General features: G+C 45.9%; 12 protein-coding genes. 4 read left to right on the plus strand and 8 right to left on the minus strand.

What is annotated here, in order from left to right:
- From F752_RS0120085 to F752_RS0120095, 3 genes are all read right to left on the minus strand, one after another.
- Positions 1-6,739, minus strand: a 6,739-nt coding sequence (locus tag F752_RS0120085) for a hypothetical protein (RefSeq protein WP_017733543.1), incomplete at its 3' end; no start/stop codon positions are given.
- A 214-nt stretch (positions 6,740-6,953) separates the two neighbouring features.
- Complete coding sequence (locus F752_RS0120090; RefSeq protein WP_017733544.1) at positions 6,954-10,115, minus strand: FG-GAP-like repeat-containing protein; 3,162 nt, start codon at positions 10,113-10,115, stop codon at positions 6,954-6,956.
- Entirely contained in the window at positions 10,112-11,047 is a 936-nt protein-coding gene (locus F752_RS0120095; RefSeq protein WP_017733545.1) for a PorP/SprF family type IX secretion system membrane protein, read from the minus strand. Before F752_RS0120095 ends, F752_RS0120090 begins: the two co-directional genes overlap by 4 nt.
- Positions 11,048-11,230: 183 nt before the next feature.
- Between F752_RS0120095 and F752_RS0120100 the strand changes: the two genes are divergently transcribed.
- Together F752_RS0120100 and F752_RS0120105 are read left to right on the plus strand one after the other, a co-directional pair.
- Entirely contained in the window at positions 11,231-12,046 is an 816-nt protein-coding gene (locus F752_RS0120100) for an outer membrane beta-barrel protein (protein ID WP_017733546.1), read from the plus strand.
- Between the two features lie 88 nt (positions 12,047-12,134).
- On the plus strand, positions 12,135-13,313 hold the full coding sequence (locus F752_RS0120105; protein ID WP_026135874.1) for a class I SAM-dependent rRNA methyltransferase: 1,179 nt from the start codon (positions 12,135-12,137) through the stop codon (positions 13,311-13,313).
- A gap of 192 nt (positions 13,314-13,505) precedes the next feature.
- Here the strand turns inward: F752_RS0120105 and F752_RS0120110 are convergent, their stop codons facing one another.
- Positions 13,506-15,023 carry a sensor histidine kinase gene (locus F752_RS0120110; protein WP_017733548.1) on the minus strand — a complete coding sequence of 506 codons (1,518 nt, stop codon included), beginning with the start codon at positions 15,021-15,023 and terminating at the stop codon, positions 13,506-13,508.
- A gap of 168 nt (positions 15,024-15,191) precedes the next feature.
- A complete protein-coding gene (locus F752_RS0120115; RefSeq protein ID WP_017733549.1) occupies positions 15,192-16,574 on the minus strand; it encodes an ATP-dependent DNA helicase in 1,383 nt (460 codons plus the stop codon).
- A gap of 205 nt (positions 16,575-16,779) precedes the next feature.
- On the opposite strand from F752_RS0120115, the gene F752_RS0120120 reads away from it, so the two are divergent.
- Entirely contained in the window at positions 16,780-17,556 is a 777-nt protein-coding gene (locus F752_RS0120120) for a hypothetical protein (protein WP_017733550.1), read from the plus strand.
- A 218-nt stretch (positions 17,557-17,774) separates the two neighbouring features.
- Here F752_RS0120120 and F752_RS0120130 read toward each other — a convergent pair whose 3' ends face one another.
- The 3 genes from F752_RS0120130 to F752_RS0120140 form a co-directional block, all read right to left on the minus strand.
- Positions 17,775-18,209: a hypothetical protein gene (locus F752_RS0120130; RefSeq protein ID WP_017733552.1), complete on the minus strand. Its 435-nt coding sequence runs from the start codon at positions 18,207-18,209 to the stop codon at positions 17,775-17,777.
- Between the two features lie 125 nt (positions 18,210-18,334).
- Complete coding sequence (locus F752_RS0120135) at positions 18,335-19,687, minus strand: sensor histidine kinase (protein WP_017733553.1); 1,353 nt, start codon at positions 19,685-19,687, stop codon at positions 18,335-18,337.
- A complete protein-coding gene (locus F752_RS0120140; RefSeq protein WP_017733554.1) occupies positions 19,677-21,080 on the minus strand; it encodes a sigma-54-dependent transcriptional regulator in 1,404 nt (467 codons plus the stop codon). Before F752_RS0120140 ends, F752_RS0120135 begins: the two co-directional genes overlap by 11 nt.
- Before the next feature lie 311 nt (positions 21,081-21,391).
- Here F752_RS0120140 and F752_RS0120150 point away from each other — a divergent pair, with 311 nt between their 5' ends.
- Positions 21,392-22,639 carry an efflux RND transporter periplasmic adaptor subunit gene (locus tag F752_RS0120150; protein WP_017733556.1) on the plus strand — a complete coding sequence of 416 codons (1,248 nt, stop codon included), beginning with the start codon at positions 21,392-21,394 and terminating at the stop codon, positions 22,637-22,639.
- Positions 22,640-22,677 lie beyond the last annotated feature (38 nt).

Below are 22,677 nucleotides of genomic sequence, written 5' to 3' on the forward strand. Positions count from 1 at the left end.
CATCGTCGCAGGAATCATCTTCTCTGGTAGTGGCAACAGAAAGCAGCGGGTAGACAGGCTGGTCGGGAATGGTTATCACACTTGGTACAGATACACAGCCTATTCCAGGATAGGTTGTTTTGCTGGCCACGACATAATAAGTGCCGGGAGCCAGGGTGTCGGGCATATTTGCGGTTCCCGGGTTTGGGTTGGTACCTGAATTGTAATCGCTTTCGCTGGTGTAAATAACAAAGTCGAAATTACTGTTGATATCGGCTTCGGTATTAAAGAAGGTTCCATTGTATGACAGCTCTTTAATTTCAAAGGAACCATTGTACTGGCTGGCATCACAAACGGTATTAGGTGTGGGGGCTGCGATTACCGAAACCAGTGGGGTGGCCTTATTGCCGGGCACCCGGAATGATTTTATAGTTTCACAACCACCCTCAAATACTTGGGCAGTATAAAAACCTTCTTGCAGCCCTTCAATACGCTGCTGGTTAGCACTGAGGGTAATTACAGTGCCTGTAAATCTGTCAGCAGGGTCAATACTTTCTCCTGTAAACCAGTGAACAGAATCAATGTCGGCGCCGGTTGAGGAAGTCATTGTGGCGGTAAGAGTTCCATTGGCATCCGTAGCACTACAGTTTTCATCAGATGTATAACTAAAGGAAATTGTCGGAGGAATGGCTTTGTCCTCAATGTTAAGGATAACAGGCAAAGAACTACAGCCATCAGATACATCTGAAGGATCGGAATTCACTTTTTTGGTTGCCACCAGATAATAGGTGCCTGCCTCTAAACCGGAAATTGAGGCACTGCTGATGGCGGTGCTACTGGTTTTCGCCAGGTAATCGGCTTCGCTTTTATAGTAAACAAAATCAAAAGCTGTAAAATCGACTGGATAAGAAGTAGTAGTGCCATTGAAGGTGATATCAACCCCTTCAAGCAGAATTGCTCCGTTGAAATTACAGGTAGTTTGCTGGTTGGTTACTTTTGCTCTTAAAACTGGTGTAGGGGCATTTTTGCCTACCTGAGCAACAATGGTAGTGTCGCAGCCAGTTGGACTACCATCCGATTTAAAGCCTTCAACAAAAATGGAATAGCTGCCATTGGTCAAGCCGGAAAGAGAGATAGGACGAGTAACTTCTGTGGCTGTATCAAAGGCTGTTTCTGTATAGGTTTGGATGTTTCCGTCAGGGTCGGTAAGTGTAACTTTAAATTCAGTGGTAAAGTAATCTGGTTCTCCGGGTTCATATTCCCCCGGCCCTATATTAAGAATAAAGGAACCATTATCCCCTTCGCAATTGGTCATGGGGTTAATGTCGGTTACATTGGCAACAGGAGAAAGGGCCACCTGCTTTACCTCCACCACTTCAGCTACTGAAATACAGAAGGTTCCCATATCTTCTTTAGCTAACAGAGTGTAGAAGCCCGGGCTTAAATCCGGAAAGGTAGTGGTTGCATTGGCATCGCCAGCGTCTCCTACTCCTTTTTTTGAATAATCGGCAGCAGACAAATCTCCGGTTGATGTTCCTCTAAATAAATAAAAGGTATAATTAGATTGAGCTGGAATGGTACCATCGGACTTTTTTACCTGAGAATTTATTGTTCCCAATCCGTTACATTCATCTGAGTGGGAAATATCAATCGCTAAACTTTCATGAGCATCTTCAAAAGGAATGGGAACTTGCAGCAAGGCTTTACACTGGTCTGATAATCGGGTAACGACCACCGTATATATTCCAGACTCCCGCTTATAGATGGTCTGCCCATTGGTTGATGTTCTTTCATTAAAATAGTCAACGCCGTTCACCTGAGCCGGGGTTTTCGCCGCCATAAAAGTGGCTAAAGCAGGGTCATCAGACTGATTGGCCGGATCTAATTCTAGTGCAAGGCTATCAAACTGAATAGCCGGAGCTGAATAAAAGCTGGCATTAGGGTCCAGAGGGGTGCCTTTAAACCATTCGAATGTATATTCACCGGCAACGTCTTCAGTAGCCACTCCTGAACCATTATCAACCCAGACGGTCGCAATTCCCTCTTTCTGATTACAGGAGGAAGGTTTGTTGTTAACAGTGGATTTTATGACAAAAGGAGCCGCCGGAGGTGCCAGGTATTTAGTTACGGGCTGAGAAGCGCATTTGGTTACCGTATTTATGGCTACCACAGTATAATAATCAGAAGGAAGCGGATCTCCATTGTCTAACAGGTCTAGGCTAGGGTCCGTATTGCTGGTGATTTCTTTGGCCGGATCCGCTGCCTTTCCTCTGTACCATTTGTAAGTGAAGGTGTTGGTTCCCGGATTACTTACGCTGGCGGTTAGCTGCCCGTTTTGAGTACAGCTTATGTCGGTCGTTACCTGCAGGGAGGCGACAGGGATTTCCTGCTGCGTGCCAACATTTCCCATGGCGGTAGACTGGCAGCCACTGGTTTTATTGGTGATGCGAACAATGTAATCGCCCTCGGCCAGTCCGGAAACAGTAGCCCCGCCATTACTGAGATTAGAGGTGATAAGGTTTGCCGGGTTGATGGAGTTTCCGCTAAACCATTCGAATGTATAATCAGCTATTACACCATTACTTACCTGAGCAGTGGCACTGCCAAGTAAGTTTATGAGGTCGCAGGAGGTTTGCGGGGTTGTGCTGACTGTGGCCTGTGGAAGCACCTTGTCTGCTCCTACCACTACCGTTTCAGTAGTCGAAGGGCAGCCGGTTGTATTATTGATTGCCTGTACTTTATAAGTACCATCAGCGATATTATTTAAGCTTGCCGCATTTTCTCCTGAAATAAGGTCATAATCAATCCCATTATACTTAAACCATCTGTAAGTATAAGAATGAGAGCCGGTTTCTGTTACATTGGCAATGATAGAACCTGTGTAGGCTTCTCCTTCTGCAAGGCTTGGGTTACATACGTCATTATTCACTACAGTGGCATCCACGGCGGGGTAGACAAAGCTTTGGGGAACACCAACATAAGTAATTTTTTCGCATCCTGTTTCTTTGTCCACCAGCTTTACTGAGTAAGAAACGTTGCCCGCTAAACCGGAAGCAACATTTCCGCTGATTTTTGTTTCCGGAATGGCATTTCCTGAAGAAGGACTTTCTATAAACCAAAATAAATCATAGTTGGAGGTTCCGGTTACCATGGCTGTTATGGTACCGTTAGGCGAAGAACAATGAGTTTCTGCAGTAGGATTAAGGGTCAGGCCTAAAGCAGGAGGTGCAAAGCCGACAGTAACCGGGTAAAAAGGTGATTCACATCCACTGAGATCATTCTTTACCTTTACCTGATAATTACCATTTACCAGACCTGAATAAATGTTTCCATTGGTTCCACTGCTTGTTACCTCTGTTCCGGATTCATTTCTCCAGGTGAAGGTATAGCCCGAGTAGCTGCTGATGGTATTGCCACCCTCCGTCAGAATCGCTTCAATCTTTCCTGTATAGGGGTAAGCAGAGGTGGGTGCACAAACTGTATTGGCAGTAGGAATTAGAGTTAAGGCTGGAATGCTCTTTTCCAGGGGGATATTTACTGTTTCAATCAACACACACCCACTTTGCGTATCCACCAGCTTCACCGTATAGTCCTGTCCTCCTGTTAAGGAAGGAGAGCTGATACCTGTACCACTGGCAATGGGAGTTCCGGTGGCAGTGGTTCCATTGTACCAGCTTAAGGTAAATCCGGAAGTAACGATACTGCCATTTTTGCTCACTTCAGCTGTGGCAGAGCCATTTGGAGTGCCGGTACAGTTGGTTTGGGAGTTAGGATTAAGAGAAAGCTCCAGGGTGGGAGGTGCAAAGGCTACCGTAACAGGAGCCAGAGCAGATTCACAGCCGCTGGTGTTGTTCTTTACCTTTACCTGATAGTTTCCGTCTCTGAGTCCGGTAAAGCTGCCGGTGGAGGAGGTGGTTATCTTTCCTGTTGCATCAAGAAGGCTGTAGGTGTAGCTGCTTCCTGCCGGGCCATTTTCAGTCATGTTAGCCGTAATGCTGCCGTTGTAGGCAGTAGTAGCCGTTAAAGGCGTACATACCTCATTAGGCGTAGTGGCAAAAGTAAGGGAAGGGATGGCTTTGGCCAGCGGCACGCTCACGCTGGCCGTTGCCGTACAGCCGCTCTGGGTATCGGTGATTTTTACGGTGTAGCTTTGTCCTCCTGCCAGTGCCGAAGCAGTGTTTCCGCTGGCAATGGGAGTGCCTGTGGCGGTGGTTCCTGTGTACCAGCTGATGGTATAGCCGGAGGTAACTGGAGCACCATTTTTAGTGACAGAGGCAGTGGCAGAGCCATTGGAAGCTCCCTCGCAGTTGGTCTGCGGTTTAGCCGATAGGGTTACACCCATTGCAGGTGTAGCTACCCCTACCGTAACAGGAGCCAGAGCAGATTCACAGCCGCTGGTGTTGTTCTTTACCTTTACCTGATAGTTTCCGTCTCTGAGTCCGGTAAAGCTGTCGGTGGAGGAGGTGGTTATCTTTCCTGTTGCATCAAGAAGGCTGTAGGTGTAGCTGCTTCCTGCCGGGCCATTTTCAGTCATGTTAGCCGTAATGCTGCCGTTGTAGGCAGTAGTAGCCGTTAAAGGCGTACATACCTCATTAGGCGTAGTGGCAAAAGTAAGGGAAGGGATGGCTTTGGCCAGCGGCACGCTCACGCTGGCCGTTGCCGTACAGCCGCTCTGGGTATCGGTGATTTTTACGGTGTAGCTTTGTCCTCCTGCCAGTGCCGAAGCAGTGTTTCCGCTGGCAATGGGAGTGCCTGTGGCGGTGGTTCCTGTGTACCAGCTGATGGTATAGCCGGAGGTAACTGGAGCACCATTTTTAGTGACAGAGGCAGTGGCAGAGCCATTGGAAGCTCCCTCGCAGTTGGTCTGCGGTTTAGCCGATAGGGTTACACCCATTGCAGGTGTAGCTACCCCTACCGTAACAGGAGCCAGAGCAGATTCACAGCCGCTGGTGTTGTTCTTTACCTTTACCTGATAGTTTCCGTCTCTGAGTCCGGTAAAGCTGTTGGTGGTGGAGGAGCGGATAAAGACTCCTGCCGCATCATGGAGGCTGTAGGTGTAGCTGCTTCCTGCCGGGCCATTTTCAGTCATGTTAGCCGTAATGCTGCCGTTGTAGGCAGTAGTAGCCGTTAAAGGCGTACATACCTCATTAGGCGTAGTGGCAAAAGTAAGGGAAGGGATGGCTTTGGCCAGCGGCACGCTCACGCTGGCCGTTGCCGTACAGCCGCTCTGGGTATCGGTGATTTTTACGGTGTAGCTTTGTCCTCCTGCCAGTGCCGAAGCAGTGTTTCCGCTGGCAATGGGAGTGCCTGTGGCGGTGGTTCCTGTGTACCAGCTGATGGTATAGCCGGAGGTAACTGGAGCACCATTTTTAGTGACAGAGGCAGTGGCAGAGCCATTGGAAGCTCCCTCGCAGTTGGTCTGCGGTTTAGCCGATAGGGTTACACCCATTGCAGGTGTAGCTACCCCTACCGTAACAGGAGCCAGAGCAGATTCACAGCCGCTGGTGTTGTTCTTTACCTTTACCTGATAGTTTCCGTCTCTGAGTCCGGTAAAGCTGTTGGTGGTGGAGGAGCGGATAAAGACTCCTGCCGCATCATGGAGGCTGTAGGTGTAGCTGCTTCCTGCCGGGCCATTTTCAGTCATGTTAGCCGTAATGCTGCCGTTGTAGGCAGTAGTAGCCGTTAAAGGCGTACATACCTCATTAGGCGTAGTGGCAAAAGTAAGGGAAGGGTAGACAGCATGGTCCAGCACTTCAAAAGTCTGATAGGATACACAGGTTCCGTCATCCGGGTTGTTGTTGACCTGAACGGTATAAAAACCAGGCAGTAAATTGCCCAGTGCTGAAGTGGTGCTGGTATTGGTGGCATTGCCTATAGGGGTACCACTCGTATCGCTTCCTTTATACCAGGTAAAGGTAAATCCATTTTCAGGGATGGAAGACCCTTCTGCAGCCTGAGCGGTTATACTTATGGTACCATTGCCGGTTGCACAGGAAGTGCTTGCGGTAGCAGACCCTGAAATAACCGGAGGAGTAACCTGTCCGATGGTAATAGTAAAAGGCTCGGAATAACAGCCGGTATTATTATTTACCGAGATAACGGTGAAGGTGCCTTTTGGTAATTCATTGGCCTCCAGCATGTTTTTCCATTTGGGAATTTCCTGACCAAAGTCTACTTCGGAACCTGTCATCCAAATGGTTTTCACGTTGTTAGAACCATCCTCAGTTATGATCTCTATTTCGAGAATACCTGTTTGTGCTCCCTGGCATCCAATAACATCGTTTATTACATTTATTTTTTGTTCAATTTTTGGGGTTTCATCATTTACCGTACCGGATACAATCGTCTGGCAACCTGTTTGGGTATCTTTTACCACCGCAAAATAGGTGCCTGACACCAGTTTATCTACAGAGGTGCCTGTGCCTACAAGGTAATCCGGGTCCAGTAAACCACCTGATTCATACCACTCAATGGTATAAGAACCATTAGCAGGTTTAATACTGATGTCCAGCTTTCCATTTGGGGTCTTGCAGCTTGTCTGGTTTTTTACAGTTTTTACTGTTGCGGAAAGGTTGTTACAATTGGAAGCAGAAATACTTTCTCCGGCAGGCAGAACGGCTTCAGTTTTATTCTCCCTGTTTAAAAAGTCAGAGGTAATACCATTGCCGTTAAAAACGAGCAAATTATGATTTGCTGCCAGTGCAAAGCCTGCACCAAAAAGACAAATCAGAAGAAAGGTATAAAGGTAAAATTTTCTCATGGAGTACCCCAATTAGTTAAACATGAAAGGGCTGTTTTGTAAAATCATTCTGCATCTTTACCTGCTCCCCCTTTAAGGGTAGAGTAAATTTTATTTTCAGTTGTTTAGTCCTGATAATATTAAATGCTTTGCCGGGACCAATGCCCTGGTAAAATCCGGAGATTGTACAGTAATACAGTTGCTTTCTGTATTTACAGTCAAAGCCCGGAGGGCTTTACCGTATCAGTGAAATGCTGCCGCTTTTTAATACTTTTCCTGAAGCATCTTTAAATACGAAGAAATAAACATCTTCAGAGAGTTGATCAGCTGTCCATGAATTGTCGTATGGAGCTGCCTTATAGAGGATTTTTCCAAACTTGTTCATAATAACCAGCGAAATATTCGGATAGCTTTCAATGTTGTTAACCTTCCAGCTTCCATCCATAGCAGGAATAAACAGCTTAGGGGTTTCTACCGTAAAGCTTAAGTCAACCTCTATGGTAATTTCGCCTACTGTTGTACACCCATTTTCACCCCACGCAGTAACTTTGTAGGTAGTGGTTTGGGCGGGGGATACAATGGGGTTGGCTGCAGCAGGATTATCTATCCCTTCAGCCGGCTCCCAGCTGTAAGAAATGCCACCTTCGGCCAACAGCTGCACCGATTCTCCAATATTAATTTTGTTTTTATCTGAACGAAGAGTGAGTTCAGGCTTCGCTAAATGCGAAAGATTAACCGATTTCACGATTTTACAGTCACCTGACACCTGAACTTCTGCTTCAAGAAGACCGCTGTCTTTCGCATAGGTGAAAAGACCGCTGTCTCCGTTCGACCATTTAACATCTGTTACATGGCCCAGTACGCTTACCTTTACACTGTCACCAGGGCAAAACTCGGTCGTCTCTGTATGCAAGGCGATGTCTGCGGTGTTCTGGACAGTAACTTGCTTAGTAAAAGTACTGCCACAGTTGCTGTTCTGGTATTGTACCATTAAGGTAACCGTGTAGGGAGTGGATCTTGCCTGGGAATAAGAGTGGATGGGTGATCGCTCTCTGGACTGGTTGCCATCTCCGAAATCCCAGAAGAAATCAGCTGCCCTTCCTGCCGCCAGGTTGGATTGATCTGTAAAGTGAACAGGCTGATTGATGCAGACTACGGAAGGGGCTTCAAAGGCAACCGCCAGTTCTTCATAAACAACCAGCTCTATGGCATTACTTTCTGTTTCGCACCCATAGGAATTCTGTGCAACTACTGAATAAGATCCTTCAGAATTTGCTTCGAAAGTGAATGTATTTGCATTGGTAATGGGAATTCCGTTTTTCTTCCATTGGTAAGAAGAGAGTCCTTCCTGAACCTGTAGCATCATGCTTTCTCCATTACACAGAGAAAGGTCACCTTCTGTTTGAATGGAGATTTCGGGTGATGGATTTACCTGGATATCTGCTGATTCGAGGGTGAGTTCGCAGTTTCCTTTTGCTAACTGAACCGAGTATATGCCGGAATGAAGTGCGGGATCAGCAGCCGGGATGGTTATGGAGTTAGTGGTGCTGGTTTGAGAAAAACCAGCAGCATTAGACCATGTATAATTCACTCCTTCAACGGCAGGTGATATAGAAAGCACCAGGGGTTGTCCTTCACAGGCATTGGCAACTATATCAAACTGAGGGTTTCCAAGAGTTTCACGAAACGAATTAACAGTTATGGGCTCAGAGGTATTACTACAGCCATTACCTGAATTTATTGTTACAGTGTAAATGCCCGGGGTGGCGACTTCGAGAAAAGGTCCTGTTCCTACTACTGTACCTTCCTTCATCCATTGGTAACTTAATTGTGGGGTGGCCATTTCCGCCAGGGGAGACTGAACCGTACGAAGAGGAGCCACGCCTCCTTCGCATAATTCAACAGGGCCGGAAGGCTGAATGGTCGGGTAAAGGCAGGTGTTATTCCTGAAAATGTGGAACATTGCTCCTTCCTTATCTGCTGCCAGTATATCTGGTTTGGCATCCCCGTCCAAATCGCTTATCTGCACATAAGGAATCTTGCCTGCGGCTGTCAGTTTAACTATTTCAAAATTAAGTACTCCTGCTGTGCTTTTATTCAGCATCAGATAAGCACTACCTTCCAGATTATGCCCGATCAGGATATCCGTTTTTTTATCCCCATTAAGATCACCTAATTGCAGTCCTGTGGGTCTTAAGCCAGTGGTAAACTGCTGTGAGGCAGCAAAAGCAGGCACAGAGCTGCTGCTGTTATTGAGGAAAATGTTCAGCTTGTCCTCAAAGTAGTTGAGGGTAAGAAGATCAGGCTTTCCGTCGCCATCCATATCTTCCACCGCATGATTTGAGAGTCCATTGGAATTAAATTCCAGAGGTGCTTCAAAGAGGATGTTTCCGGTAGTACTCTTATTGATGAGGAAGAATACTTTGTTTCCGTATAAGGATGAGGCTGTTATGTCCGGGAGGCCATCTGAGTTTACATCTCTCATGTGTAAACCCTGAGTAGTGAGAGAAACAGAAAAGGGTAAGGGAGAGCTACTGAAGCTGATAACCCCAGCTGTACTGGTATTTTTGAATACAATAATCTCGTTGTTCGCCAGATTCGTGAGTGTTATTTCTGGTTTGCCATCGGCGTCCAGGTCATGGACAACCGGTTTTGAAAGGTCCTTCTGAGGAGCGCTTAAGGATTGAACTGCACCAAAATTAATACTTCCTAATGTGCTGCTGTTTCGGAGAATTAAAACTTTTTCTCCACTTGAAAACACCAGATCAGGCTTTCCATCACCGTTAAGGTCCCCACAGCTAAGCTGTAAGGTGGTGGAGCCAACGTTTATTTCCCGCTTAGACGAAAAGTTCAGGTTTCCAATCGAGCTGCTGTTGAGGTATTGTGTTACAGCAGTGGCACCAGTATTCTGGTTAGAGCCAACAATATCATTCTTTCCATCTCCATCCAAATCGCAGGCACACACATCAAAAGGCCCGCTGGCAGGAAGCGAAAGTACAGGATCGAAAGTGGCTGTTCCTTCTGTAGCCCCTCCAAAGGAAGGAGAAAAAGTCTGTGCTGAAAAAGCTACAGACCCGGTAGTTAAATTGGTTACTGTAACAGGAGCATAGGAAGCACCTGCAGGGACTTTTACCTTAATACCAGTTGCGCCTGCCTCTATTATTTCGGCAGATACCGAGCCAAAATTTACAAGCAGACTGGCCTGAGCAGGGAAACCTGAACCAGTAATTGAAACCACCTCGCCATAATGGGCTTTTGCCGGGCTAATTGATTCTATAGCAGGAACCTGTGCCTGGGCCGGCAGGGTGGTAAAAAGAAAAAACAGATTAACAGCGAAAATAAGGCGACAAACCTTAGTAAAGCTAAATCCTGAATGTAAAAAGTAAAGTGCTCTCATTGCATTTCGAACCTGGGTTTCCGAATTATTTCTTTAGTGTAAATCCTGTTTTTGCCTAATTTTATATTAATCTGCAACTCATGGCTGGGTAGCTGAAAACCAAATTCGCCTGTTTGTCCCAACTCATATGCATAAGCCATTTTTACTACCTTTCCTGCCTGAAATCCCAATATACCTGTTAGGCCATAATGGCTGCGGTAAGAGGCTCCTGCCCATATAAAATCCATGTAGTAAAAAAGGAGCCCTCCTTCTATTCGCTCACTATCAGTTAGCCTGTTGAACAGCACATAAGGTTCCAGATGTATTTTTTCAGGAATAAGACTGGTATAATAGGAGGCATTCACTACCATGTTCTGAAGAGGGGCAAAACCAAATTCATCGGGTTTAGCCTGAAGGGGGCTATTTTGAAATAAACTATTGGTGGAAAAACCAACATTCAGGGATTTGAAGTGGTAATTGATTCCAAATTTAGCCCGGAAAAGCTGTCCGCTTGCATATCTGTTGGCAAGATAAACCTTTTGTTCAGGGGAAGCTTCGCTTAAATCCATGTTGAGTTTGCTAACTCCTGTGCTGAGGCCCATCCTTAAATTATGCTGCTCACCCATTGGAATGATGTAAGCAAATTGAGCTTCTGCCATTGAAGCTTTATAAATACCTGTCTGATCGTGATTAATAAGTACACCTGCAGCAAAATTTCTTGATAAGGGAGTATGAAAATTAAGGGTGGAGCTGACAGGAGCTCCTTCTATTCCTACCCACTGCCGGCGGTGTGTGAGGTACAGAGAAGAGTAACCATCACTTCCGACAAAAGCCGGATTAAATAGTGCGGGATTCATATAGAACTGGCTGTATACAGGTGGAATATCTTGGGCCTTAGCCAGAAAATTTTGAAGAGATACAATGAAAAGAAGTGAGTAGAAAACTTTGTTCATAGCTTCCGGATTGCTTGGCAGGACTGGTTAATCCTATTCTCAAATATAGCAGATCTAAAACCAGAAGAAGCACCTGGTCTTAGCCAAAACAGCCGTAAAACTGACAGTTGTAATATCTGATATCTATGTAGACCAAAAGTTACAGTGGAGCAGACGTACTTTACTATTCTAAACAGTGTGTGTATGTGTGTGTATTTTCCTTGGTACAGCAAGTGGTATTCAGGGCTGGTATTATTTTTTTTTCTACTGATACCTGTTGTTGTAAGTGCGCAGTTCAGGATCGGTCCTAAGCTTGGCGCACAAATGGGGCGGGCAGTTTATGAGGATGAGGCATATAAGGAGCTTTATTCTTCCAGCTTTCGCCCTGGCTTACAGCTTGGGGCGGTACTGAACTACAAAGTAAGTGATTTCTATTCCCTTCATACCGAACTTTATTACAGCCAGAAGGGAAAACGAAGTAAGAATAAGGTGGAAATGATTTCTCCGACTGATAATAAAGCCCTCTACAGCTTTATTGATGTGCCTGTACTGCTGCGTTTTAGTAAACACCAGACTACCCCTGATTTTAAGATAGAGTATTACCTGAATGTAGGGCCAAGCATAAACTACTGGCTTGGTGGCCATGGCACAATCCAAAATGAAGAATACAGTCGTTTAACAGGAAAAGAAATACAACAATATCGAATTGTTTTTAAGGAGGATGCAAAAACAGGTACTGAGCAGGTTTTTGTGCGGGAGGCAAACAGACTACAAATGTCCCTTGATTTTGGTGGTGGCGTTATTTTTGATTTAGGCACAGGAAAAACAATTATGGTGGACCTGAGGAATAGTATAGGAATAGGGAAAACTTATATGGGAAAGGAAGATAGTGGAGATTACAGCATAGGTTCTTATCAGGACAATTTTGAAGCTGTTAATCATGTCTTCTCAATCTCTGTATCTTATTTATTTGATGTTGATTTGATTGCCCTTATGCAAAAAGGCCGTTTCAGAAGGTAAGTTTTAAGATGCCTCTGTTAATTTTAGCCTGAATTTTTTAGCCCCATTATTCCTCTGTATTTTTGCAGCTTAACCGAGCAGTCATTCCATGATAAAGATACATCTTAATAAAGGCAAGGAGCAGTCGCTACTCCGGAAACACCCGTGGGTTTTCTCTGGCGCCATCCGTAAAATGGAAGGAAGCGTCTCAGAAGGCGACCTGGTGTCGGTCCATTCGGCTAGGGGAGAGTTTTTAGGACTGGGACATTATGCCCCCGGGTCTATTGCCGTGCGCCTGCTGTCTTTCCAAGAAACCGAAGTTTCTTCGGGGTTCTGGAAGGATAAAATAGGAAAGGCCTACGAATTACGCCGGCGTTTAGGCCTTACGGATAGTAAAGAAACCAATACTTATCGCCTGGTATATGCCGAGGGCGATGGACTGCCCGGTCTTATCATCGATGTTTACGGCGATACGGCCGTATTGCAGGCCCATAGCATAGGAATGTGGCAGGCCCGAAGCGAAATTGCCTCAGCCCTGAAAGAGGTAATGGGCGATAAGCTGGCATCAGTATATGATAAAAGTGCGGAAAGCCTGCCGCCGAAAGCACCCGTAGCCGTGACGAATGGCTATATATTAGGAGACGGGCCAGGTAAAGGAGAAGTGCTGGAAAATGGCAACCGCTTTTCTATTGATTGGGCTGGAGGGCAAAAAACTGGCTTCTTTATCGACCAGCGCGATAATCGTGCGCTGCTGGGGGAGTATGTAAAGGGGAAAAAAGTGCTGAACACCTTCTGCTATACAGGTGGTTTTTCGGTATATGCACTTAATGCAGGAGCCCGCCTGGTCCATTCGGTCGATGTATCTAAAAAAGCCATTGCCCTCACCGACGAAAACATCGGGCTCAAGGGACAGGCCGACCGCCATGCCTCTTTTGCAGTTGATACTTTTGAATTTTTCCGGGACCAGGAGGAGACGTATGAGGTGATAGTGCTCGATCCGCCGGCCTTTGCCAAGCGAATGAATGTGCGGCATAATGCGCTAATGGGGTATAAGCGCCTGAATGCGGAGGCCATCCGCAGGATTGCCCCCGGAGGTATCCTTTTTACCTTTAGCTGTTCGCAGGTAGTGGATAAATACCTGTTCAATAATACGGTAATGGCCGCGGCTATAGAAGCTGGCAGGGAAGTAAAGGTATTGCACCAGCTCAACCAGCCTGCCGACCATCCTTTTAGTATTTTCCACCCGGAAGGTGAATACCTGAAAGGCCTGGTGCTGTATGTCGATTAGCATACCGCTCAGGCTCTCCTTTCCTTTCGGAGCAGCTTCAATTGGCACCGGTTCCGGAAGTAGTTTTTGTGTTTTCAGGAGCCATCGGAGCATTAAATGGCTGGCTAATGGCTAAGCTAAAGCTGTTCGTTTAATATTTTGCTAAACATGGTGATTTACGGATTTTATTATGGCCTTTAGAGGAAGGTAAGGTTATTTCTTAAGGAAAACCCTGAAGGTGGAGCCTTTTTCGGGCTCGCTATCTACTTCTATATAACCATGGTTTTTTTCAACCAGCCGTTTAACAATGTATAAACCTACGCCGCTACCTTCTGCCTGCTTATGGAAGCGTCGGAACATTTCAAAAATTTTCTGGTGGTATTCCTTTTTTATCCCTAAGCCATTATCCTGTACTACCAGAACGTCGTGCGATGGGGTTTGATAGGTGGCCACTTTTATCCTGAGAATTCTGCCCTGTGCCCTGTATTTGAGGGCATTGCTTAACAGGTTATCGAGTATGCTCCTCAGGTGCTGCCTTGAGAAGTGAAGTCGGGGGAGTTCAAGCTCCTCCTCTATGCGGGCGCCTGTTTCCCGCATCATCACATGGTGGTTGAGCTTAAACTCTTCAATCAGGTCTTTAACATTTACCCATTGGGTTTCTTCCTCATCACCTAATCGCTGAAGTCTGCTGATGTCGGCCAGGTCATTAACCGTTACTTTTAACTGTTCTATGGACTTGGACATCATCTGGCGAACCGCTGCCGCCGCTTTTTTGGTCTCTTCGGACATGCGGCTTTCCAGAATTTTCATAAGCCCGTCCAGGTTGTTGATAGGTGTTTTTAAATCGTGAGAGGCTACATATACAAAATTGTCGAGCTCTTCGTTTGTTTTTTCCAGCTCCTGTTGCTGGATTTTATTATCGTGGATGTCGGTAGCAGCTCCGAACCATTTACTAATCCTACCACTCTTATCGCGCATGGCGGTGGCCCTGGCCAGGTGCCAGCGATAGGTTTGGGTGTTGCCATTGAGCAGGCGAAATTCTATTTCCACATTTTGGCCGGTGCGGACACTTTTCTCCCAGTTTTCTACCGCTTTGCTTCTGTCTTCCGGATGAATAGCAGTAGCCCATTGGGTTAAAGCCTCCTCATTATTCTTTATTCCGGTATAGGAAAACCACTTTTCATTAAAAAAATTAACCACTCCTTTTGCATCTGCCCGCCACACAATCTGAGGAATTGCATCGGTCAAAAAGCGAAATTCGGCGGCTACTTCCTTAAAGCTGCGGGTCCGGTCATTTACTTTCCACTCAAGCTGTTCGTTCATGGCTCTTAACTCTTCATTCAGCTCTTTCCATTTTTTTGCACTGGGGAAGAGAATAAGCTGCGGCGTAACTTTAATGAGCATAATGGCGGTACCAATGGAAGCAAGGGCGGTAATTACCCGTATGGTAGAATCCAGGCGGTACCATGGCTCCCATATGTTGATTACATCCATAACATGGGTAGCCCCGCAGCCCAGGATAAAAAGGGCAAAGAGCCCCAGCATCCATTTATAGGCAAAGTCTTCCCTTTTGCGGACAATTTTTACCAGACTGAAGGGGATGATGAAGTATGCAAGGGCAATAATACTATCTGATATGGCGTGGGCCCAGAGAATGGCAGGGTCCCAAAAGTAGCAATGCCCATGAGGCATAAAATTCGTATTCCAGAACGATTGTATATAATCAATCATAAAAATGATTTGCTAAGGTTTCGTAGAATAGGCTTCAGCTTTAAAAAAAATAAGAAGTTGTACCTCTTGTTTAGAAAATTACCAAGCAGCTTTTTTCGGTCTACAAGATAAGTAGCTTCCCTGGTTTTGACAATGGAGAAGAGGAAACAAAATTTATAAGTGGCTGTATCACAACCAGAAGAGTGCAGTGCTGGCCCTGGAGACTGCAGTATACAGCCAGCGGGTTTTTTCGGCAGAAGGAGCCTCCTGTTCCCAAAACCCTTGCCGTATAAAAACGCTCTTCCACTGGCCACCCTGGGCTTTGTGGCAGGTAAGAGCATACGCATACTTTACCTGCAGGGCATTCAGGTAAGGGTCTTTCCGTATCGCTTGCATTTGTCGGCTGCGGGCAAAGTAATTCACATGGCGTACAGCTACCAGGTTGAACAGCTCCTTTAAACGCACGGGGCTCATACTGGCCTCACACGATTCGAGGGTTTCCAGCAGTATCTTTGTATTAAAAGGGCGCTGGTGAGGATAATCCGGCAGGCGAAGGCGGAGGTTCTGGAAGCGAAAATTACCCAGCAGCTCTTCTTCCAGTACTTCTACCACCTCAACAAACTCTCCATTGGCCAGGAAATCAATTTTTCCCTTTTGCGGAAGTGCATGATAGTTATTTCTTGCCACCATCAGCAGGTCTCCCTCTTCTAATATTTTCTTTCGGCCGAGTAGGTCTCTTCTTATCAGTTGATTATAATGTATAGCTTCCCGGTTGGTGGCACAGAGGACGAGTGATTCATGGATTCCATACTTTTCATATGCATAGGATAAGCCTTCTGTTACTTTATTTCCCGGGAGCAGGAATACATCCTTATAGCCATGGCTGTTGATAAAAAATGGTTGCTGTGGCTCCTCCAGTGCCTTCCTGAGTGCCATGGCGTTGGCTACGATGCCTGAATCACTCTGTTGCCGGCTTACCAGGCAGAGTTGATGACTTACTACTTTCTGCTGATAAATGTATTGAAGCACCTCATGGTTAAGGCCGGGGCTAAGGTTGCTCCCCACCGGTGGCAGCTGGGCCGGGTCTCCAACCAGCAGCAGTTTATTCCCGGTTCTTGAGAAGACAAAACGTAAAAGATCAGACAGGAGATCCGTTTCTCCCTCTTCTTCGGCAATACCAATCATGGAGGCTTCATCTACCACAAAAAGACAATTATCTTTATAGTTTTTGCTTAACTCAAACTTAACCTTCCCGCTATAGGGGTTTTGTATGGTTTTGTAAAGCTGTCGATGGAGGGTTAAGGCTTTGTGGCCTGTTTTGGTACTAATGATTTTAGCGGCCCTGCCAGTCGGTGCTAAAAACTGTACCGTTTTTCCAAGTTGAGTAACTCCTTTTGCCAGGGCAGAAAGACAGCTGGTTTTGCCGGTCCCGGCATAACCTGTTAAAATAAAAGTACCAGCTTCTTCTACGGGTGCCTGTAGAAACAGGTAAAGCTTCCGGAACAGTTCTTCCTGCTCTGGAGTGGGAGAGAAGGGTAAAAGGGGTAAAAAAAAGTGGTGGGCCGTAATCATTTTATCAATGCAGGAGTAGTGCCCGGGTCACTAAAAGGAGGGGCTGGTTTGCTTTTTTCGTTTGTTTAGAAAAGGGTAAAAACCTTTAAATTATTTTTAACAAAAATAACTAAAAAATTTAGCAAACCGGGCACTTTATAATGACTATTTTAGTTGTGTATGTAACTAACCTTTAGGGAGTTACAATACATTAAAATCTATTAAAATGGAAAAGAGAGTAATTGAAAGCTATGATATTGCCAACTCTAATGAAACACTTCATTTGGCGCAGGATCTGGCTAAATTCATAAAGGAAAACCGCCTGTTCCACAACATACAGGGCAAAGCTTATGTAAATGTTGAAGGCTGGCAGTATGCCGGGGCCCGTCTGGGTATTTTACCGATAATTGAAAAGTTAGACAGAATTGATTCCGGTGACGGGGAATACAAGTATCAGGCAGAAGTTAAATTACTGAACCTCCGCAATCAGCAGGTAATTGGTTCAGGTTTTGCCATTTGCAGTAATAAGGAATTTGGTAAAAAGAGCTATCAGGAATTTGCGATTGCTTCCATGGCTCAAACCCGGGCTATTGGTAAAGCTTATCGGAATATTTTAGCATGGATCATTCGTGCAGCAGGATATGAGCCAACTCCTGCAGAGGAAATGGACTATATGATTAAGGACGATGGGGCAGAACCAGCCGTAAAGAATCCTAAAGCAGCAGAAGCTCCGAAGAAGTCAAAGCCGGCAGCGGAAAAAAAGGAAGAAACACCTAAAGAACCTGCAGCCAGCGAAGCAGCTGAAGTACAGGGTGAACCTGCGAGTGTAAAGCAAAAAACAGAACTGCTGATGCTGCTGAATAATAAGGCAATTACCAACGAGGAGAAAAACAAGATGCTCGAAAACATCAATAGCCTGGATAGCGAACGTATCGAAAAAGCAATTTTAAAGATCAGGAAAGTTATTAACGAAAGAAAAGAAAGAAAACAGGAGGCAGCTTAATATGCCTTGCTTTCTCATACACAAGAAGAGGCTGTCCCGGTTTAGAGATAGCCTCTTTTGTTTTATTTAAGCCTGCTGGTTTACAGAGCTTAGCATAAGCTTCTTCATAAGGTTGGTGATTGGCTCCTCCACTGTTAAAAAAGATGAGTCTCCGCATTTCATGGTAGGGCTGTGGGTGGTGGAATGTAGGTATACCTATTTCTCTTTTCTCTCTCCTGTTATTGATTTTTTTCTTTCGGATCTTTCTCCACATACTCTTCTTCAGGCGGCTTTGTTCCGAACAGTTGCCATAAGAGAACAAGTGCGAATATGCCGGAAAGGGCACCCCAAAGGCTGCTGTAACGATAGGGCTGCTTACTCAAAAACATTCGAAGGATTCCCCAGCCGGCAATACTTCCGGAAGAGAAGAGCCAGGCAGCGATAATGTCACGAAAGCTGGTGCTGGTTTTACCTCTTTTTATCACCCGTACCAGCAGAAAAAAAACGGAAAGCGTAAGGGCTGCAAGAAGGGCAGTTAAAAAGCTAAAGATGGTTCCGCTAAAGCCTTTCCGGCGACCCGATGTCGAACTCTTATACCTGACCAGCTTATAAAAAGCCAGTAAGGACAGAAAAAAAAGGACAGCCCAGAAAGCAACTTCTTTGCGGAATTTCATGAATGGGAGAGAGTAATCAGCTTAATTAATGAAATGAACTAACGGAAGAAAGAAAAGTTATCAGCTCTTATACTCCTCTTACTGCTTTCTGGTTAGCTCCTATTCACCATTGATAAGAAAAATTTTTAGCTGAAGCGAATAAAGAAGCAGCTCCCCTGTTCCGGAAAACTCTCAACGGTTAACTGGGCCTGGTGCATTTGAAGAATTTCGCGGCTCAGGCTCAGGCCGATGCCTGAACCTGTTGGTTTGGTGGTATAAAAAGGAATAAAGATTTTACTAAGGGCTTCCGGTTCTATACCCGGGCCATTATCGCGCAGGCTTATCAGTACCCGCTGGTGTTCATCGGCTTCTGCCTTCAGCCATACCTGCCCACCTTCTTTTCCATTTAAAGCTTCGACGGCATTTTTAATAAGGTTAATCAATACCATTTCCAGTAGCTGAGGATCGGCATACAGTTGCAGGTCATCCGGTAAAATCTGGCAATCCATCTTTATCTTTTTTGACCGTATATCAGGTTGCATCAGTTTTAGGGTACCGTAGAAAAGCTCCTTTACCTGCAGGAGCTGCATTTTAGGCTGGGGAATGGACGTAAAGCTTCGATAAGCATCAACAAAGCGCCGGAGCCCCTCACTCCGGTTCTGGATGGTTTGCAGTCCCTCCTTAATGTCTTCCACACTTTCTGCCTCCAGTTCAAAATGGCCATCCTTTTCCTTTACATCCTCTTCCAGTATTTCTGTAAGAGTGGCGGCGAGGGAGGTCATAGGTGTAATGGAGTTCATAATCTCGTGGCGGAGTACCCGCGAAAGATTCTGCCATGCTTCAATTTCCTTGTCCTGTAGTTCACTTTTAATATTCTGGAAGGAGAGCAGTCTATAGGTGCGATTGTGCAGCACCAGCGCAGTGGCATTGATGCTTAACTGAAATTCACTGCTCTGCCTGAGCAGGTGCTTGCCTCCCTCCGGCAATTCCTTGAGCAGGCGGTACATTTCGGGGTTGGCATACTGCAGCTGTTTGATATTTTTAATGTGGGTTACATTCAGGAAACGTCTGGCTACATTATTGATCAGTTCGATGTTTCCATCGGGGTCATAGGAAATCAGTCCAACCTGTACATGTTGCACCAGGGTGTTTAAGTACTGCAGGTGTTCTTCTTTTTCGGCTCTTGTTCTGCGAAAAGCCTCCATTACCTGATTAAATGCCAGATTGAGGTCGGCAAAGCTTTCACCCAGCTGGTTATCAGCATTAACATTGCTGGTGAAATCGGAATACCGAATGCCTTCCAGAAAGCGGGTAAGCTTATGGTTTGTGCTCAAAACGAATTCATAGAGGTTGTACACCAGGTACACGACCAGACAAAAAATAATAAGGCCAGTAAGGTAATTAGAGGCACTGACTACTTCGTACACGCACAGGAAAATAGCAAATACCAGTAAAAGTACCCTTGCCAGTAAGCTAAACCTGAAGTCCTTAAAGTTCATACTTTTCCAGTCTGCGGTACAAGGATGAGCGGGTGAGACCTAATTCAGAGGCGGCCTGCGAAATGTTTCCGCCATGCTTCTTTAGTACTTTCCGGATCAGAATTTTTTCTACGTCCTCCAGGTGAAACTTGTCCAGGTCGAGAGAAAGGTTATCTTCCTTTTTTTCGGCTGTATTCTGAGGGCTGCTAAAGAAAAAGTCTTCCTGCTGCAAGCTGGAGCCATCGCTCATTATTACCGCCCTTTCTATGGTGTGCTGTAACTCTCTTACATTTCCAGGCCAGTGGTATTTTTCCATACGCTTTATAGCGGCAGGGCTCAAGCTATGGACCGATTTATTATACTTTTTAGCATAATAGGCCAGGAAGTGCTCCGCCAGCAAACCTATATCGCTTGGCCGCTCCCGTAAAGCGGGCAGCCCTAGTTCAATGGTATTGATTCGGTACAGCAGGTCCTGCCGGAAGCTGCTCTGTTTCACCATTTCATATAAGGGCATGTTGGTTGCACAAATCAGGCGTACATCTACCTGCTTAGTTTTATTGGAGCCCACGCGGGTAATGGTGCGGCTTTGGAGAACGGTAAGCAGCTTTGCCTGGAGGGGGAGGGAAAGATTGCCAATCTCGTCCAGGAAAATAGTACCGCCATCGGCTACCTCAAAACGGCCGGCCCTGTCTTCCTTTGCATCCGTAAAGGAACCCTTGGTATGACCGAAAAGCTCGCTTTCGAACAAATTTTCGCTAATGGCTCCTAAATCTACAGAGATGAAAGGTTTATCTGAGCGGTGGGAACTCCGGTGGATGGCCCTTGCAATCATTTCCTTCCCAGTCCCATTTTCTCCCAGAATCAGGACGTTTGCATCGGTTTTGGCTACCCGGCTAACGGTATGGTATACCTTCAGCATGGCAGGACTTTGGCCTACAATATCTCCAAAGCGACTTTCTAAATCCTGGTTCATGGTTTTTTGCAGGGAGCGCAGCTGGCTTACTTCCTCGCGCGAGCGTCGCAGGCGCATGGCAGAAAGCACAGTGGCCAGGAGCTTTTCATTTTCCCATGGCTTCAGTACAAAGTCGGTGGCGCCTTCTTTAATAGCTTTAACCGCCGTATCTACATCACCATAAGCGGTGATGAGTACTACAGCAGCGGAAGGGTCTATCTCCAGAATTTTATCGAGCCAGAAGAAGCCTTCCTTCCCACTGCTTACATCCTTGGTAAAATTCATGTCGAGCAAAATTACATCGTATGGCTCGTTCCTTAGAAGAGTAGGAAGCAGCTCCGGATTGGTTTCGGTATCTATTTGCAGGAAGTGGCGTTTCAGGAACATCTTTCCTGCTCTCAGGACATCTTCGTTGTCATCGACAATCAGTATTCTGCCGGTTTTTTCAATAGCATTACTCATAAGCAATTCATTTTTTAGGAGCAGGACAAATATTATACCGTTCAGGCTTCAGAGGTTAAGGGAGTATGGTGAAACCAGTCTTATTTGCTGTCATGGCCTTATTTATGGAGAATCAATATAGCACATTTTTGTGGAGAGAAGGAACAATCAAGATTAAAAGTGTTCGCTTGCGGACACTTTTGTTCGCCGGTGAACAGCCAGCCTGGAAAAAGTGACGATTATATGCCCTTGAGCCTGCAGAAAGGTGCTTTTTCTGATCTGGCACACTTGTTGGAAACTGGCAGTTTACAACAACGACAGCAGTACTTTTTATGGACCGGATTATCAGGAAAAAAACATGGACTCCAAAACGCCTGCTCCTGACAGGAGGGGCAGCCATACTTTTAGTACTGGCAGTGTACCAGTTTCTTTTTGCAGACAAACGTTCAAGTCTCCGTATTGAGCGTGAAAAAGTAACTATTGCAAGTGTGAGCAAAGGAGCCTTTCAGGAATTTATTCCTCAAACAGGTACTGTTCAACCAAAGGTGTCCTTTTTTCTCGATGCAGTGGAAGGAGGGATTATTGGGGAAATTTACCGGGAGTCTGGTTCCATGGTGGAGAAAGGAGATAAAATTCTTTCCATGGCTAATTCTAATCTGCAGCTCGAAGTAGCCAGCCAGGAAACTCAGTTGTTCGAGCAGCTCAATAACCTGCGCACCACGCGGCTGGCGCTGGAACAAAACAGCCTTACACTCAAAGCCCAGTTAGCTGAAATAGATTATAATATTCAGCGCCTGCAGCCTAAAATGCGCCGGAATGAAGCTTTGCTCAAAGATAAACTGATATCGCAGGAGGCTTACGATGATATAAAAGAAGAACTTGACTGGAACCTGAAGCGCCGCAGGTTAACCTATGCTGCTTTCCGCCAGGACAGCCTTTTGCGGGTAGCACAGCTAAACCAGCTAAATGCCTCTGAAGAACGGCTAAATAAGAACCTGGAAATGGTCGGTAACATCCTGAAAAACCTGGAGGTGGAAGCTCCTGTAAGCGGACAACTAAGTCTTGGGGATCTTGAAATTGGGCAGTCTATCCAAATGGGCCAGCGCCTCGGCCAAATTGATGGGCTCGACAGCTTTAAAATACAGGTGAGTATAGATGAACTGTACCTGCCCCGGGTAGGAGTAGGACAGGAGGCGAGCTTTGAACTGAATGGTCATCAACAACGGGCAATTATCAGTAAAGTATATCCGAATGTAACCAATGGCATGTTTGAGGTGGATATGGATTTTAAAGGAAATGCCCCCAAAGGTATCCGCCGTGGTCAGTCCATTCGCCTGCGCCTCGAATTGGGGCAAAGCGAGGAGGCTGTTCTGCTTCCAACCGGAGGCTTTTATAAAGATACAGGTGGTAACTGGGTGTATGTACTAAGCGCGGATGGTAGCCGGGCCGTTAGGCGCAGCATTCAGCTGGGGCGTAAAAATTCGCACTATTACGAAGTGCTGGAGGGGCTGGAGGCAGGAGAACAGGTTATCACCTCTGGCTATGAATATTTCGGTAACATCGAGGTATTGGTTTTTTAGTAAATAGGTAGTAGGGCTTAGGTGGTAGGGGAGAATAG

This window comes from Nafulsella turpanensis ZLM-10 (assembly GCF_000346615.1).
Lineage (GTDB): Bacteria > Bacteroidota > Bacteroidia > Cytophagales > Cyclobacteriaceae > Nafulsella > Nafulsella turpanensis.